The organism is Streptomyces gobitricini (genome assembly GCF_039532985.1).
In the GTDB taxonomy this organism is placed as follows: domain Bacteria; phylum Actinomycetota; class Actinomycetes; order Streptomycetales; family Streptomycetaceae; genus Streptomyces; species Streptomyces gobitricini.
In genome coordinates, this window is the sequence record NZ_BAAASR010000002.1 from 330,358 (window position 1) to 347,491 (window position 17,134).

General features: G+C 71.8%; 11 protein-coding genes. All 11 read right to left on the reverse strand.

Annotated elements, in window-relative coordinates:
- Positions 1 to 248: 248 nt before the first annotated feature.
- The 11 genes from ABD347_RS02440 to ndk all read right to left on the reverse strand — a co-directional run bounded on the left by ABD347_RS02440 (position 249) and on the right by ndk (position 17,052).
- A complete protein-coding gene (locus ABD347_RS02440) occupies positions 249 to 4,502 on the reverse strand; it encodes an Rne/Rng family ribonuclease (RefSeq protein WP_344355811.1) in 4,254 nt (1,417 codons plus the stop codon).
- 183 nt (positions 4,503 to 4,685) lie between these two features.
- Positions 4,686 to 5,468 (reverse strand): TIGR03936 family radical SAM-associated protein, encoded by a 783-nt coding sequence (locus tag ABD347_RS02445; protein WP_344355813.1) that lies wholly within the window; start codon positions 5,466 to 5,468, stop codon positions 4,686 to 4,688.
- 123 nt (positions 5,469 to 5,591) lie between these two features.
- Complete coding sequence (locus ABD347_RS02450) at positions 5,592 to 6,599, reverse strand: hypothetical protein (RefSeq protein ID WP_344355814.1); 1,008 nt, start codon at positions 6,597 to 6,599, stop codon at positions 5,592 to 5,594.
- Positions 6,600 to 6,669: 70 nt separating this feature from the next.
- Positions 6,670 to 8,592, reverse strand: a complete 1,923-nt coding sequence (locus ABD347_RS02455) for a TIGR03960 family B12-binding radical SAM protein (protein ID WP_344355816.1) — start codon at positions 8,590 to 8,592, stop codon at positions 6,670 to 6,672.
- A gap of 59 nt (positions 8,593 to 8,651) precedes the next feature.
- Positions 8,652 to 10,154 (reverse strand): CYTH and CHAD domain-containing protein, encoded by a 1,503-nt coding sequence (locus ABD347_RS02460; RefSeq protein WP_344355818.1) that lies wholly within the window; start codon positions 10,152 to 10,154, stop codon positions 8,652 to 8,654.
- Positions 10,155 to 10,195: 41 nt separating this feature from the next.
- Complete coding sequence (gene rodA, locus ABD347_RS02465) at positions 10,196 to 11,395, reverse strand: rod shape-determining protein RodA (protein WP_344355820.1); 1,200 nt, start codon at positions 11,393 to 11,395, stop codon at positions 10,196 to 10,198.
- Positions 11,396 to 11,401: 6 nt separating this feature from the next.
- A complete protein-coding gene (mrdA, locus tag ABD347_RS02470; protein WP_344355822.1) occupies positions 11,402 to 13,591 on the reverse strand; it encodes a penicillin-binding protein 2 in 2,190 nt (729 codons plus the stop codon).
- 19 nt (positions 13,592 to 13,610) lie between these two features.
- Positions 13,611 to 14,276 carry a rod shape-determining protein MreD gene (mreD, locus tag ABD347_RS02475; protein WP_344356349.1) on the reverse strand — a complete coding sequence of 222 codons (666 nt, stop codon included), beginning with the start codon at positions 14,274 to 14,276 and terminating at the stop codon, positions 13,611 to 13,613.
- Between the two features lie 5 nt (positions 14,277 to 14,281).
- On the reverse strand, positions 14,282 to 15,232 hold the full coding sequence (gene mreC / locus ABD347_RS02480) for a rod shape-determining protein MreC (RefSeq protein ID WP_344355824.1): 951 nt from the start codon (positions 15,230 to 15,232) through the stop codon (positions 14,282 to 14,284).
- Positions 15,233 to 15,355: 123 nt separating this feature from the next.
- Positions 15,356 to 16,375, reverse strand: a complete 1,020-nt coding sequence (locus ABD347_RS02485) for a rod shape-determining protein (RefSeq protein ID WP_344355825.1) — start codon at positions 16,373 to 16,375, stop codon at positions 15,356 to 15,358.
- Positions 16,376 to 16,638: 263 nt separating this feature from the next.
- Positions 16,639 to 17,052, reverse strand: coding sequence for a nucleoside-diphosphate kinase (ndk, locus tag ABD347_RS02490; protein WP_064069522.1), 414 nt, complete (start codon positions 17,050 to 17,052; stop codon positions 16,639 to 16,641).
- Positions 17,053 to 17,134 lie beyond the last annotated feature (82 nt).

The window sequence follows — 17,134 nt, forward strand, 5'->3', positions numbered from 1 at the left end:
TCACCGACCGTAGTCTTCGGGCGGGGCCCGCCGACGGCAGCGACCGGCGTCACATTATCAGGAATTTCCTGGTCAATTTCGGGGCCGTTAACCGTTGGAGGCATCGATTCCGAAACAAAATCCCCGGTTCCGCCCCGGTTAATCCGGGGCGGAACGTGGAACGTTCGGTCCGTGCTCACCAACTGTTCGGCAGTCAGGTGGCCCCGGTTCGCCGTGACCGCTGTCACGGCGAACCGGGGCCGTCCTGCCTACTGCTCGGCCTGGACGGTCTCCTTCGACGCCGACTTGGTGGCCTTCGCCGTCTTCGTCGTCTTCGCCGTCTTCGTCGCCGACTTGGTGGCCGTCTTCTTGGCCGTCGTCTTCTTCGCCGCGGTCGTCTTCTTGGCAGCCGTCTTCTTGGCGGCGGCCTTCTTCGCCGGGGCCTTCTTGGCGGTCTTGCGCGCCGTGGCCTTCTTCACCGGAGCCTCGGACTCGGCGGCCTCCGCCTCCGGTGCCTGGGCCTCCGGTGCCTGGGCCTCCGGTGCCTGGGCCTCCGGTGCCTGGGCCTCCGGTGCCTCCGACGGCTCGGCCGCCGGGGCCTCGTCGGTCTTGGGCTCCGCCGTGGAGCCACTGCTCACGACGATGACCGCGGCTTCCGCGGCACCCGCCGGTGAAGCGGCCGGAGCGGTGACCTTACGGACCACCCTGCGGCGCGCACGCGGCGGGGCGGCCACGGGGGCCTCCTCCGCGACCGGCTGCCCGGCCTGGACCGGCTCGGACCGCGGCTCCCGCACCTGCTCGGCCTGGGCCGGCTCCGGCTGGGCCGGGGCGGGCGCGGGCTGGGCCGGGGCGGGCGCGGGCTCCTCATCGGCCACCACCGGCTTCGGCGGGCCCGCCGGGGCGGTCGCCTTCCGGGTGGCACGACGACGGGTACGGCCCTGCGGAGCCTCGGCGACCGGGGCCGCCTCCTCGGCGGCCGTCTCCGCGGCCGCGGTGGCGAGCGCCGGAAGCGCCTGCACCTCGATGGCCTCCGGGGCCACCTCGGCGACGCCCGGCCGCGGCTCCGGCTCCTCGGCGGCCTTCGGCGCACCGGCCGGAGCGGTCGCCTTGCGGGACGCCCGGCGGCGCGAACGGCCACGGCCCGCGGCCGCCTCGGCCTCCGCGACGCTGGAGTACAGCTCCTCGTCCGGACGGAACGGCTCCTCGACCGCCACCGGGGCGGCGACCTCCGCCGCGACCTCGGCCTCGGTCTCCGTCTCGGTCTCCGCCTCGGCGCCGGTCGTCTCCGGCTCCGCCTCGGCGGCACGGCCCCGCTTCTTGGACCGCTTGCCGCCGTTGCCGCCGCCACCGGCGGTGGCCGGCTGCTCCATGTGCACGATGACGCCACGGCCGTTGCAGTGGACGCAGGTCTCGGAGAAGGACTCCAGCAGCCCCTGCCCCACCCGCTTGCGGGTCATCTGCACCAGGCCCAGCGAGGTGACCTCGGCGACCTGGTGCTTCGTACGGTCCCGGCCCAGGCACTCCAGCAGACGCCGCAGCACCAGGTCCCGGTTCGACTCCAGCACCATGTCGATGAAGTCGATGACGACGATGCCGCCCAGGTCGCGCAGCCGCAGCTGGCGCACGATCTCCTCGGCCGCCTCCAGGTTGTTCCTGGTGACGGTCTCCTCCAGGTTGCCGCCCTGGCCGGTGAACTTGCCGGTGTTGACGTCGACGACGATCATCGCCTCGGTCTTGTCGATCACCAGCGAACCACCGGACGGCAGCCAGACCTTCCGGTCCAGCGCCTTCATCAGCTGCTCGTCGATCCGGTAGGTCGCGAAGACGTCGGTCTCCGACGTCCAGCGCTGGAGCCTGTCCGTCAGGTCGGGAGCGACGTGCGACACGTACCCGTGGATGGTCTTCCACGCCTCGTCGCCGCTGACGATCACCTTCGAGAAGTCCTCGTTGAAGATGTCGCGGACGACCCGGACGGTCATGTCGGGCTCACCGTAGAGAAGGGTCGGGGCGTTGCCGCTCTTCGCCTTCTTCTGGATGTCCTCCCACTGCTCCTGCAGACGCTCCACGTCACGGCGGAGCTCGTCCTCGCTCGCCCCCTCGGCGGCGGTGCGCACGATGACGCCCGCGTCCTCGGGAACGATCTTCTTGAGGATGGTCTTCAGCCGGGCCCGCTCGGTGTCGGGCAGCTTGCGGCTGATACCGGTCATGGAGCCCTCGGGCACATACACCAGGTACCGGCCGGGCAGCGAGACCTGGCTGGTGAGACGGGCGCCCTTGTGGCCGATCGGGTCCTTCGTCACCTGGACCAGGACGGACTGGCCCGACTTGAGCGCGGTCTCGATACGGCGCGGCCCGTTGGCCATGCCGAGGGCCTCGAAGTTGACCTCACCGGCGTACAGGACGGCGTTGCGGCCCTTGCCGATGTCGACGAACGCGGCCTCCATGGACGGCAGGACGTTCTGGACCTTGCCCAGGTAGACGTTGCCGACGTAGCTGGTCGCCTGCTCCTTGTTGACGTAGTGCTCGACGAGCACGTTGTCCTCGAGGACGCCGATCTGGGTGCGCTCGCCGCTCTGGCGGACGACCATCACGCGCTCGACGGCCTCGCGCCGCGCCAGGAACTCCGCCTCGGTGATGATCGGCACCCGGCGGCGGCCCTGCTCGCGGCCCTCGCGGCGGCGCTGCTTCTTCGCCTCCAGACGGGTCGAGCCCTTGATGGACTGCACCTCGTCGGACGGCTCCGCCTTCTCCCGGGCGGGACGCGGCTCGCGGACCTTGACGACCGTACGGACGCCGTCCTCCTCGCCGGGCGTCTCCGCCTCGGCACCCGCGTCACCGCTGCGACGGCGACGGCGACGGCGGCGGCGCGAGCTGCTGGTACCGGCGGCGGACGGGGTGCCGGCCTCGTGCTCCTCGGCCTCCTCGTCCTGCTCCTCGTCCTCCGGCTCCTCGGCGCCCTCGGCATCGGCGTGGTCGGCCTCCTCGGCCTCCTCCGCCTCGGTGGCCTCGCCCCGGCGGCGACGGCGGCCGCCACGGCGGCGGCGGCGCGACGGGCGGTCCCCGTACTCGTCGGTCTCCTCGCCCTCGGCGGCCTCCGGCTCCGCCTCGGCCTCCACATCGTTCTCGGCCTCGGCGTCGGTTCCGGCGCCGGTTACGGCCTCCGGGGCCGTACGGGCCGGCGCGGCCTCGGTGGCCGGCCCGGCGGGCTCGCCACGGCGACGGCGACGGCGACGGCCGCCGGTCTCGGGCTGCTCGGCGGCGACCTCGGCCACGGGCGCTTCGACGGCCTCCTCGGGCTCCTCCTGCCCGGCGGCCTCGGCGGCGGCCGCGGCAGCTGCGGTCTCCGGCGTCTGGAACATCGGCTCGGCGAAGACCGGGGCCTGGAAGACCGGCACGGCGGGCCGCGTGGCGCGGCGGCCACGGGACTCCGCCTTCTTGACCGGCTCGGCCGTGAACTGCGGGGCGCCGGCGCGGCGGCGGGTACGGCCTCGGGAGGCGGCCTCCTCGGCGGCGGCGACCTCGGGTCCGGCCTCGTCGGAGGAGATCTGCGCGACGGTGGCGGCCGGCAGGCCCTCACCCGCCTCGGCGGCCTCCTCGTCCTCGGCCGTCTCGGCCCGCGCGGGCGACCCGGCGGGCGCGGTGGCCTTACGGGTGGCCCGGCGACGGGTACGGCGCGGTGCGGCCTCGGGCTCCGGCTCCTCGGCGACCGGGGCCTCCGAGACCGGGGTCTCCGTGGCCGGGGCCTCCGTGGCCGGGGCCTCGGAGGAGGACGCGGCGGCCTGGGGCTCCTCGAGGGGCGCCTCCGTCACCTGCGGGGCACCGGCCGGAGCGGTCGCCTTACGCGTCGCACGGCGGCGCGGACGCGCCGGAGCGGCCTCGGGCTCCTCGACAGCGGCCTCCGCGGCCGGGGCCTGCGGCGCGGCGGCCTGCGGCTCCTCGACGGGCGCCTCCGCCACCTGCGGGGCACCCGCCGGAGCGGTCGCCTTACGCGTCGCACGGCGGCGCGAACGCGCCGGAGTCGCCTCGGGCTCCTCAGCGGCCGGCGCCTGGGGCTCCTCGACGGGCGCCTCCGTCACCTGCGGGGCACCGGCCGGAGCGGTCGCCTTACGCGTCGCACGGCGGCGCGGACGCGCCGGAGCGGCCTCGGGCTCCTCGACAGCGGCCTCCGCGGCCGGGGCCTGCGGCGCGGCGGCCTGCGGCTCCTCCACGAGCGCCTCCGCCACCTGCGGGGCACCCGCCGGAGCGGTCGCCTTACGCGTCGCACGGCGGCGCGAACGCGCCGGAGCGGGCTCGGCGGCGTCGTTGGGGGCCTCGGCGAGGGCGGCCACATCGGCCACCTCGGCCGCGGGCGCCTCGACGACGACCTCACCGGCCGGGGAGTCCCCGGCGCTCGCCGTCACCGGCGGGCCCGCGGGGCGCGACGCGGCGCGGCGACGGCGGCGCGGCGGCAGCGTGTCGCTGGGAGAGGTGTTCTCCTCGTTGTGGTTACCGGCGGTGGCGCCGGTTTCGTTCGGCTCGAGCATGCGGGCGGTTCTCCCGTCACGCTCCCGGGCGCCGCGTCTGGCGCGGCGCCGCACGGGAGCTGTTATGTCTGGCTCGCCGGTTCCGTACGCGTTGTACGCACGGCCTGGCGAAAGTCTCTTGTGGGTGTACGCGGCCCGACCCAGGTGGCTCCCGAGTACCAGGGCCGCGGTGCGACGACCGCCCTACGCGGAACCTGCACCTGTCGGCTCCGGGGCGGCGGCGGGTCCGGCGGCCTTTTGTGGGGCGGCCGTGACTGCCTCGCGGTCGGGCGCGAGCGGGTCGGTCACCGTGCCGGACTCCTCGTCGAAGAGCCCCTGCGCCAGCCTGGTCACCGCTGCGGGGACCGGCGGCGCCAGGTCGGCCACAGCTCGGAGACCGGACAGGACGTCGTCGGGTCGCACGGCAGGTGTCACGTGCCGAACAACCAGCCGCAGTATCGCACAGGGGCCCTGCCCGGGCCTATCAGACGGCGCGGGAGTGGCTTCCAGTCCTGCCACGGCGGCCCGCGCGTCGAAGGTGCGCATCCCGTTCTTCGTCCTGCGCTGCACCTCGACGGTGTCGGCGGCGAGGAAGGCGGCGACGGCGCGCTCGGCGTCCTCGGCCGCCACCCCCTCCAGGCGCAGTTCCCAGACGGAGGCGGTCAGCCGGTCGGCGAGACCCGACGTACGGGCCTCGACGGCGTCGGTGATGTCGAGTCCGTCCGGCAGTGACTCGTCGAGCAGCTCGCGCAGCTTCCCCGGGTCCCGCTGCTCGGTGAGCGCGATCTCCAGGTACTCGGCCTCGGAGCCCGTGCCGGTGGGGGCGGCATTGGCATACGAGACCTTGGGGTGCGGAGTAAAGCCGGCCGAGTACGCCATGGGCACCTCGGCGCGGCGCAGCGCGCGCTCGAAGGCGCGCTGGAAGTCGCGGTGGCTGGTGAACCGGAGGCGGCCGCGCTTGGTGTAGCGCAGACGAACGCGCTGCACTGCCGGTGCGGGCGGCGGGCCTTCGGGCTGTCGCTTGCCCAGTGGTTCTTCTCCTCGGTGCGGGGCGGGCGCGGTGGCGCTCCGCCCACGAAATTCGGGCGGCTCCCGGGGGTCCCGCCCGGCTCACCCCCGCTTTCGCAGGGAGATCTCGGATGCGGGCGCCACGCCAGGTGCGGTCGTTGTACTACCCAGACTACGCGCCGGGACTCCGGCCGGTTCCCCAGCCCGCCCGGCGGCCGGTCCGCCGGCCGGCGCCCGCCACGCGTTCCGCCGGGCGCGACGCACCGTTCCGGCGGCCGAGGCGAGCGCCGTCCGGGCGGCGTGGCCCGCCCCGGCGGCGGCGGCGCGCACCGGCCGCCACAGGTGGTCACGCAGCGCGTGCCCGACCGGTGTGCACACGCTCCGGTAGCACCACGCGACCGGCCGGCCCACCAGGTTCCACCCCAGCCACTTCAGCGCGCGTCCCAGGGCCCGGGAGATGTACCCGGCGACGCGCCACGCCACCACGACCGCGTCCCGGACCTCCCGCCCGGCGGCCACGAGCACCCGCCCGAGCGGCCCGAGCACCCACCGGTGGAACCACACGACCGGCGGGAGGAGCACCCGGCGGCACAGCCACACCAGCGGGACGACGATTCCGTACCGTACGACGGGCACGACGACGTACCGCCACAGCGCCACCCACGGCCACACGAACAGCGACTTCGCCAGCCAGGCGGCACCGCGCCCGAGCGGTGTCAGCAGGTAGCGGTACAGCCACCGCGCCGGTGCCACGACCAAGGTCTCCATCAGCCACACGAGCGCGTTCCCGAGCGGCCCGAGAACCCACCGGTACAGCCATCCGGCCGGCGTCACGAGCGCGTAGGTCACCAGCGCCCGGGCCAGCCACGCCAGCGCGCGGCCGACGGGCACGAGGACGTACGCGTACAGCCACACCGGCGGGGTGACGAACAGCACGTACAGCACCCGCCCGAGCGGCCGCAGCACGACCCGGTCCAGTCCCCGGCCGCACAGGGTCAGGGCGTCCCACACCACGCGTACGGGCAGGACGACGAGCAGCACCACGATCCGTACCGGGATCCTGACGGCCGCCGCCAGGCATCCCCCGGGCTCACTCTTCTCCACGTCCATGCCGCGAAGGACGCAACGGCCCGGCCCGGGGTTTCTCCCCCGGCCGGGCCGTTGCGCGGACGTTACGCGGCTACTTGACGACGGTCAGCGGCAGCAGCTTCTTGCCGGTGGGACCGATCTGGATGTGCGTGTCCATCTGAGGACACACCCCGCAGTCGAAGCACGGCGTCCAGCGGCAGTCCTCGACCTCCGTCTCGTCGAGGGCGTCCTGCCAGTCCTCCCAGAGCCAGTCCTTGTCGAGACCGGAGTCCAGGTGGTCCCAGGGCAGGACCTCCTCGTAGGTGCGTTCCCGGGTGGTGTACCAGTCGACGTCCACGCCGAATCCGGGCAGCGTCTTCTCCGCGCAGGCCATCCAGCGGTCGTAGGAGAAGTGCTCGCGCCAGCCGTCGAAGCGGCCGCCGTCCTCGTAGACGGCGCGGATGACGGCGCCCACACGGCGGTCGCCGCGCGACAGGAGGCCCTCGACGATGCCGGGCTTGCCGTCGTGGTAGCGGAAGCCGATGGAGCGGCCGTACTTCTTGTCGCCGCGGATCTTGTCGCGGAGCTTCTCCAGGCGGGCGTCGGTCTCCTCGGCGGAGAGCTGCGGGGCCCACTGGAACGGGGTGTGCGGCTTGGGCACGAAGCCACCGATGGAGACCGTGCAGCGGATGTCGTTCTGGCCGGAGACCTCGCGGCCCTTCTGGATGACGTTCATCGCCATGTCGGCGATCTGCAGGACGTCGTCGTCGGTCTCGGTGGGCAGACCGCACATGAAGTACAGCTTCACCTGGCGCCAGCCGTTGCCGTACGCGGTGGCGACGGTCCGGATCAGGTCCTCCTCCGAGACCATCTTGTTGATGACCTTGCGCATCCGCTCGGAGCCGCCCTCGGGGGCGAAGGTCAGACCGGAGCGACGGCCGTTCCTGGTCAGCTCGTTGGCGAGGTCGACGTTGAACGCGTCCACGCGGGTGGACGGCAGCGACAGGCCGATCTTGTCGTCCTCGTACCGGTCGGCGAGGCCCTTGGCGATGTCGCCGATCTCGGAGTGGTCGGCGGAGGACAGCGACAGCAGGCCGACCTCTTCGAAGCCGGTCGCCTTGAGGCCCTTCTCGACCATGTCGCCGATGCCGGTGATGCTTCGCTCCCGCACGGGGCGCGTGATCATGCCGGCCTGGCAGAAACGGCAGCCGCGGGTGCAGCCGCGGAAGATCTCCACGCTCATCCGCTCGTGGACGGTCTCGGCGAGCGGGACGAGCGGCTGCTTGGGGTAGGGCCACTCGTCGAGGTCCATGACGGTGTGCTTGGACACGCGCCACGGGACACCCGACTTGTTCGGTACGACGCGGCCGATGCGGCCGTCGGGGAGGTACTCGACGTCGTAGAACGCGGGGATGTAGACGGAGCCGGTCTTCGCGAGGCGGAAGAGGACCTCCTCGCGGCCCCCGGGCCGGCCCTCCGCCTTCCAGGCGCGGATGATCGCGGTCATGTCGAGCACGGCCTGCTCGCCGTCACCGATGATCGCGGCGTCGATGAAGTCGGCGATCGGCTCGGGGTTGAAGGCCGCGTGGCCGCCCGCGAGCACGATCGGGTCGTCGAGCGTGCGGTCCTTGGACTCCAGCGGGATGCCCGCCAGGTCGAGGGCCGTGAGCATGTTGGTGTAGCCCAGTTCGGTGGAGAAGCTCAGCCCGAAGACGTCGAACGCCTTGACCGGCCGGTGGCTGTCCACGGTGAACTGCGGCACCTGGTGCTCGCGCATCAGCGCTTCGAGGTCGGGCCACACGCTGTACGTACGCTCGGCGAGCACGCCCTCGCGCTCGTTCAGCACCTCGTAGAGGATCATGACGCCCTGGTTGGGCAGCCCGACTTCGTAGGCGTCCGGGTACATGAGCGCCCAGCGCACGTCGCACTCGTCCCAGGGCTTGACGGTGGAGTTCAGCTCACCGCCGACGTACTGAATGGGCTTCTGCACGTGCGGGAGCAGAGCTTCGAGCTGTGGGAAGACCGACTCGGACATCAGAGACCTTCATGAGCTGGCAGGGGGCGACTCTCAAGCGTACCCCGGCGCGTCGAAGGTCAGATCCGCCGTAGTTTTCCCGGTACCGCCCTCGCCCACACCTCGGGAAGCTCCCTTTCGCGCTCCGCCGCCCGCGCCTCCTCCCGGCCGTACAACAGGCCCCAGGTGAAGGCGGTCTCCCCCGACAGGTGGGCCTGGACGGCGAGGTCGCGGAGGGTGTCACGGGCCACGACGCTGTCCTGGTGGTCACCGAGGACCTTCTGTACGGCCTTCACCCGCTTGGCGAACCGCCGCGCGGGCCCGCCGAGCACGGGGGCGGCGGTCTCGGCGGCGTACCGGGCGCGCTTGGCGGCCTTGCGGGCCTCGTGCAGGGCGACGTCCCGGCCGGGGCCGGCGGGGAGGGCGAGCGCGCGGTCGATGCGGGCGGCCAGCCGCTCGTGGTCCTTGAGGATGGCGCGGGCCAGCACCGCGTCGGCGTCCTTCCGGGCGGCGCGGCGCAGCGGCGGGTCGGCGAGCAGCGCGTCGAGGGAGTTCAGGAGGGCGGTGTAGCGGTCGCTGTCGAGGACGGCGAGGGTGCGGTCGCGCGATCCGGCCCGGCCGGCGCCGCCCCAGGCGCGCAGGCGTCCCTTGACCGGCCCGAGGAGCAGTGTGACGGGCACCGCGTCGACGGCGGCGGTGAGCCGTTCGGCGAGGACCTCCTGGTCGCGGTCGACGCCGAGTTCGCGGGCCAGCCATTTCAGCTCGTCGGCCACGGGGCCGGTGACGGCCGGGTCGAGGATCTTCCGGTACGTGCGGAAGGCGCTGCGCAGGCGGCGGGTGGCGACGCGCATCCGGTGGACGGAGTCGGGCAGGTCGCGGCGTACGGCGGCGTCGTAGGTGGCGAGCTTGTCGGCCTGGTCGCGCAGGTGGGCGAGGACGCGGCCGCCGGCGGTGCCGTCCTCCTGGGGCGGCGTGGGCCGCCATCCGGTGTCGTGGAGCGCCTTGGCGAGCTTGGACGCCGCACCGGAGGGCTTGATGCCCTTCTTGCGCAGTCGTTTGTCGACCGCGTCGAGGAAGGCGGGGTCGCCGTCGTCGGCGAGTTCCACCTCGATCTCGGTCCACTCGACGGTGCCGCCGTCCCCGCCGGCGAGGCGCTCGGCGCGGACCGTGTCGGTGCCCGCCTCGGCGAGCAGGGCGCCGTCGCCGTCGACGAGGTGGCGCAGGTCGCGACGGGACCGGAGGCGTACCACGGGGACGAGCGGGGCGCCGCGGGTGCGGGCGTGGACCAGCCCGGCCAGGGAGCCGGGTACGTCGTCACCGAGCGGGGCGTGCAGTTCGTCGCGCACTCCGGGGGAGACCGGCAGCTTGAGGTGCCAGCCCGCGTCCTTGCCGCCGGTGCGGCGGCGCAGGGTGATGGACGCCGCGGCGAGGCGGAGGTCGTCGGTGTCGTAGTAGACGGCGTCCAGCTCGGCGACGCCCTGGTCGAGGACCGCCGATACACCGCGTACGCCGGTGAGGTCCGGGAGCCGGGTGCCGGGGCAGGCTTCGTACTTCCGCTCGATCTCGCGCTTCGTGTCCGCCATCATTCGAATCTAAGTGCCCCGGGCGGGCGGGTTCATGCGGTCTAGGCCGCAAGTGGTCGTTGCACCCTGATCGACTGGAGCAGTCCGATCGCCACCCATACCGCGAACATCGACGACCCGCCGTACGACACGAACGGCAGGGGCAGTCCGGCGACCGGCATGATGCCGAGCGTCATGCCGATGTTCTCGAAGGACTGGAAGGCGAACCAGGCGATGATCCCGGCGGCGACGATCGTGCCGTACAGCTCGGTCGTCTCGCGGGCGATCCGGCAGGCCCGCCACAGCACCACGCCGAGGAGCGCGATGATCGTGGCCCCGCCGATGAAGCCGAGTTCCTCGCCGGCGACGGTGAAGATGAAGTCGGTCTGCTGCTCGGGGACGAACTGGCCGGTGGTCTGGTGGCCGTTGAAGAGTCCCGCCCCGTACAGGCCGCCGGATCCGATGGCGATGCGTGCCTGGTTGGTGTTGTAGCCGGCGCCGGCGGGGTCGAGTTCGGGGTTGGCGAAGGCGGCGAACCGGTTGATCTGGTACTGGTCGAGGACGCCGAGCGCGGCGACGAGCGCCGCGCCGACGAGGCCCGCGCCGATGAGGCCGAAGATCCACCGGTTGGAGGCGCCGGAGGCGAGCAGCACGCCCAGCACGATGACGACCATGACCATGACGGAGCCGAGGTCGGGCATCAGCATGACGATGGCCATCGGCAGGACGGCGAGGCCGAGGGACTTGGCGACCGTGCGGTGGTCGGGGTGGAGCTGGTCGCCCGCGTCGACCTTGGCGGCCAGCAGCATCGCCATGCCCAGGATGATCGTGACTTTCACGAACTCGGAGGGCTGGAGGGAGAACCCGCCGCCGATCACGATCCAGGCGTGCGCGCCGTTGATGGTGGCGCCGAGCGGGGTGAGGACGAGCAGGACGAGCACCACGGACAGTCCGTACAGCACCGGCACCGCCCCGCGCAGGGTGCGGTGGCCGAGCCAGATGGTGCCGATCATCAGGGCGATCCCGATGCCGGTGTTGAGGACGTGGCGGATGAGGAAGGCGTACGGGTCGCCCTGGGTGAGTTCGGTGCGGTTGCGGGTCGCGGACCACACCAGGAGCGAGCCGATGACGGACAGGGCGACCGACGAGAAGAGCAGCGGCCAGTCGAGCCTGCGCACCATCGAGTCGCGGGCGGTGAGTCTGCCCCAGGCGCCGCGGTCGGGCGCGTAGCGCGAGACGGAGAAGTTGTTGGTTCCGGCCATCGTGGGTCAGTCCCTCCAGACCGGGGGCGGGCCCGCGAGCTGCTGTTCCCCTTCGCCCTGCTGGGCCGGGTCGACCTTCTGGGCCTCGGGGTCGTACGGCTTGACGACCGGGGCGTCGATGGAGCCGTCCGGCTGGATCCTGGGCAGTTCGGCCTGCGGCTTGGGCAGCAGGGCGCGCTTGAGGTCCTGGTTGCCTGCGTCGTCGAGGCCGTAGAGGGCGTCGTAGATGTTCCGTACCGCGGGGCCGGAGGCGCCGGAGCCCGTACCGCCCTGGGAGATCGTCATGACGATGGTGAAGTCGTCGGTGTACGTCGCGAACCACGAGGTGGTCTGCTTGCCGTAGACCTGGGCGGTGCCGGTCTTGGCCCGCATGGGGATCTTGTCCTGTGGCCAGCCGCCGAACCGCCACGCGGCGGTGCCGCCGGGTTCGACGACGGACTTCAGGCCCTTGTCGAGGTCGCTGATGGTCTCGGCGTCGACCGGCAGCCGGCCGCCGGCCCGGGGCTTGATCTCCTCGACCTTCTTGCCGTCGGGGCTGATCACGGCCTTGCCGATGGTGGGCTTGAACAGGGTGCCGCCGTTGCTGATGGCGGCGTAGGCGGTGGCCATCTGGACGGGGGTGACGAGGACGTCTCCCTGCCCGATGGCGTAGTTGATGCTGTCGAAGGCCTTCAGCTGGTTCCCTTCGAGGCAGCTCTCGTAGGCGATCTGCTCGACGTAGCTGCCGCCCTTCTTGCCCTGCTTGCACCACGAGTCCTTGTTGGCCTGCCAGAACGACTGCTTCCACTGGCGGTCCGGGATGCGGCCCTTGACCTCGTTCGGCAGGTCGATGCCGGTCTCGGAGCCCAGGCCGAACTCACGGGCGGTCCGGTAGAACCAGTCGTGGGCGTCCTTCTTCGGCTTGAGGCCGCCGTCCTTCTGCCACTCCTTGTGGCCGAGGGCGTAGAAGACGGTGTTGCAGGAGAACTTGAGGGCTTCGCCGAGGGAGATGGGGCCGTGGCCCTTGGACTCGAAGTTGGCGAAGCTGCGGCCGCCGAGGCTGTAGGAGCTGCTGCAGTTGTAGCTGCCGTCGAAGGGGTAGCCGGCCCGCACGGCGGCGCTCGCCGAGATCACCTTGAAGATGGAGCCGGCCGGTGCCTGGCCCTGGATCGCCCGGTTGAGCAGCGGGTAGTTGGAGTTCTTGCCGGTGAGCTTCGCGTACTCCTTGCCGGAGATGCCGCCGACCCAGGCGTTGGGGTCGTAGTCGGGCTGCGAGGCCATGGCGACGACCCGGCCGGTCTTGGACTCCATGACGACGACGGCGCCCGCGTCGGCCTTGTACGGGCGGCCGGTGATCTTGTCGGTCTCCTTCCGGACGGTCTTCATCGCCTGGTGGAGCTCGTACTCGGTGACGGCCTGGACCCGGGCGTCGATGCTGGTGACGACCGTGGAGCCGGGCCGGCCCGGGTCGCTCTCCGCCTCGCCGAGGACCCGGCCCAGGTTGTCGACCTCGTACCGGGTGACCCCGGCCTTGCCGCGCAGCGCCTTGTCGTAGGTGCGTTCGAGGCCGGAGCGGCCGACCATGTCGGAGCGGAGGAACGGCGAGTCGGAGTCCTTGGCCTTCTCGATCTCCTCGTCGGTGACGGGTGAGAGGTAGCCGAGGACCTGCGCGGTGCGGGCGCCGCCGGGCGCGGTGTAGCGGCGTACGGCGGTGGGTTCGGCGGTGATGCCGGGGAAGTCCTCGGCGCGTTCGCGGATCTGGAGGGCCTGCTGGGTGGTGGCCTCGGCGGTGACCGGGATCGGCTGGAAGGGTGAGCCGTTCCAGCAGGGCTGGGGCGTCTCGGAGTCGCAGAGGCGGATCTTGTCCATGACCTCCTTGGGCTTCATGCCCAGGACGCCGGCCAGCCGGGTGAGGACGCCCTTGCCGTCGTCCTTCATCTTCAGAAGGTCGGTACGGGACGCGGAGACCACGAGGCGGGTCTCGTTGTCGGCGAGGGGGACGCCGCGGGCGTCGAGGATGGCGCCGCGCACGGCGGGCTGGACGACCTGCTGGACGTGGTTGTTCTTCGCCTCGTCGGTGTACTCCTTGCCCTGCCGGATCTGGAGGTACCAGAGGCGGCCGCCGAGGGTGAGGAGCAGGGAGAGGACCAGGACCTGGATCACGATGAGCCGGATCTGGACCCGGGGGGTCCGCCCGGTCTCGGGGATGTTGCTCATGACGCGGTTGCCCCCTGGGTCACAGTCGCTTGACGCCCTTGATGCGTCCGGCCCGTGCCGCCCGGTTGCGGGCGGCCCTCATGCGCAGTACGCCGCGCTGTTCGCCGATCCTCAGGCCGGTTCCGTTCGCCAGGAAGCCGGAGGCGACGTCGGTGCCGGTGCCGGTGGACTCGGCGAGGGGATCGTTCTCGGCGCGTCTGGCGAGCGCCATGATCAGGGGGACGGTGAAGGGCGCGAGCAGCAGGTCGTAGATCACGGCGGTGATCAGCAGGGAGACCAGGCCGACGTGGCGGGCCGCGTTGTCACCGACGAGGGCGCCGACGCCCGCGTACAACAGGGTCGAGCCGACGGCCGCGGCGACCACGATGGCCATCGGGCCGGTGGCGGAGCGCAGCTGGCCGTTCTCCGGCTTGGCGAGGCCGACGAGGTAGCCGATGACGCACAGCACCAGGGCGTACCGTCCGACGGCGTGGTCGGCGGGCGGGGCGAGGTCGACGAGGAGCCCGGCGCCGAAGCCGATGAGGGCGCCGCTGACGTGTCCGTAGACCAGGGCGAGGGCGACGACGACGAGCAGGAGGAGGTCGGGGACGGCGCCGGGGAGCTGGAGGCGGGCCAGGATCGACACCTGGACGACGAGGGCGACGACGACCAGCGTCGTCGAGAGCAGGATCCGGTTGAAAAGCATCATGGTCACTCCCCCTCCGGCTGCCCGCTCGGGGCACCGCTGGGCGCCCCGGACGGGGTCGGGGTCGCCGTGACCGTGACGGTCGGCTCGGGTGTGGGCTTGGGCGGCAGGACGGCGTCGCGGGGGTCGGTGCGCGGGGCCTGGACGACGACGCCGACGACGTCGAGCTTGCTGAAGCCGACGTACGGACGCACCAGGATGGTGCGGGTCAGGTTGCCGGTGGAGGGGTCGACGCGGACGACCTCGCCGACCGGGACGCCGGGCACGAAGGGCTTGTCGGCCCGCGAGCCGAAGGTGACGAGCCGGTCGCCCGGCTTGACCTTGGCCTTGCCGTTGAGGAGCTGCACGGACAGCGGGCGGTCGCCCTGGCCGGTGGCGAAGCCCAGCTCGTCGGACCTCTCCATGCGGGTGCCGACGGTGAAGTCCGGGTCGCTGGCGAGGAGCACCGTGGAGGTGCTCGGGCCGACGGTGGTGACGCGGCCGACGAGCCCGTCCCCGTTGATGACCGTCATGTCCCGCTTGACGCCGTCGTTGGAGCCGGCGTCGATGGTGACCGTCCAGGAGAAGCCCTGGGCGGCTCCTATGGCGATGACCTCCGCCGCCTTGATGCCGTACTGGCCGGCGCCGGCCTTCTTCAGCAGGTTGTCGAGTTCGCGCACGCGGCTGCGGTTGCGGTCGTCGCTGCCGAGTTTCGCCTTGAGCGCGGCGTTCTGCCGCTCCAGCTCCGCGATGCGGTCGTGGCGTTCGCCCGAGTCCCTTACGGCCGCGATGGCGTTGCCGACCGGGTTGACGGCGGACGCGACGCTGTTCTCGACCGGGCCGAAGACCGTGGCGGCCGCCCGTCGGGCGCCGTCGACGGGTGACTCCTCGCCACCGCGGATGTCCACCGTGATCAGTGCGAACGCGATGGCGACCAGCAGCACCAGGAGCAGCCGGCTCTCTCGTGTGTCCCTCACGTGGGGCGGCCGTGCCTTCCTCGTAGGAATCTCGTCGGAAACTCTCGTGCCGTTATACCAACCGGATCAACGATCAGCCGTACGGGTCCGGCAGCACCCGTACGGCTGACCCGTGAGCACCGGCTACCTGCGCGGCTGGGCGTCCAGCACCTGCTGGAGCGCCTCGAACTCCTCGACGCACTTGCCGGAGCCGAGCGCCACCGAGTCCAGCGGGTCCTCGGCGATGTGGATCGGCATGCCGGTCTCCCGGCGCAGCCGCTCGTCGAGGCCGCGCAGCAGGGCGCCGCCGCCGGTGAGGACGATGCCGCGGTCCATGACGTCGCCGGAGAGCTCCGGCGGGCACTTGTCGAGGGTGGTCTTCACCGCGTCGACGATCGCGTTGACCGGCTCCTCGATCGCCTTGCGCACCTCGGCGGCCGAGATGACGACCGTCTTGGGGAGCCCGGAGACGAGGTCCCGGCCGCGGATCTCGGTGTGCTCGTCGGTCTCGAGGTCGTACGCGGAACCGATGGTGATCTTGATCTGTTCGGCGGTCCGCTCGCCGAGGAGGAGGCTGTACTCCTTCTTGACGTGCTGGATGATCGCGTTGTCCAGTTCGTCGCCGGCCACCCGGATGGACTGTGCCGTGACGATTCCGCCGAGCGAGATGACGGCGACCTCGGTGGTGCCGCCACCGATGTCGACGACCATGTTGCCGGTGGCCTCGTGGACCGGGAGGCCGGAGCCGATGGCGGCGGCCATGGGCTCCTCGATGATGTGCACCTGGCGGGCGCCCGCCTGGGTGGACGCCTCGATGACGGCGCGGCGCTCGACGCCGGTGATGCCCGAGGGCACACAGACGACGACCCGCGGGCGGGCGAGGTAACGGCGCTTGTGGATCTTGAGGATGAAGTAGCGGAGCATACGCTCCGTGATCTCGAAGTCGGCGATCACGCCGTCCTTCAGGGGCCGGACAGCCACGATGTTGCCGGGCGTCCGGCCGATCATCTTCTTCGCTTCGGCGCCGACCGCGAGGATGCCGCCGGTGTTGGTGTTGATCGCGACGACGGACGGCTCGTTGAGGACGATGCCGCGACCCCTCACGTACACCAGCGTGTTGGCGGTCCCGAGGTCGACAGCCATGTCACGGCCGATGAACGACATTGAGTTCCCCTTGTTTCCCATGAGGATGCGTCGGGCCTTCCCAATTAGAGCGTTGACGGCTTCTCAGGTCGGCGAGGTGGGTGGTGTGGCGAGGAGTTTCACATCGTAGTCCCGCCTGCGCGGACTCGGCGCGGTGGCCCGCCTCTGTATAGGTGACGAGATGTCGGACGGATGCGTTCCCGGTCGGTGCGGTCATATGCCGAAGGGCGACCGAAATTCCTTCGGTCGCCCCAGGTCATGAGCGCTGTATGGCTGACAGCGGGTCAGGAAATGCCGGGGAAGAAAATCTTCAGTTCCCGAATGGCGGACTCCTCGGAGTCCGAGGCGTGGATCAGGTTTTCCCGGACGATGGTGCCGAAATCACCACGGATGGACCCGGGCGCCGCGGCGATCGGGTCGGTCGGTCCCGCCAGTTGGCGTACGCCCTCGATGACCCGCTCGCCCTCGACCACCAGGGCGACGACCGGCCCGGACGACATGAAGGCGACCAGCGGCTCGTAGAAGGGCTTGCCCTTGTGCTCGCCGTAGTGCTGCTCCAGCGTGTCCTGGTCCAGGTGGCGCAGCTCCAGCGCGGTGATGGCCCATCCGGCCTTGCGCTCGATACGACCGATGATCTCGCCGATCAGGCCGCGGCGTACGGCGTCGGGCTTGAGAAGAACGAGCGTGCGCTGGGTCATGTGTGTACGGCTCCTTGCAGGCATCCATGTGCGGTGAGGCGAGGCTACAGGGGCCATACGGCGGTACGGCACGGGGTCCCGG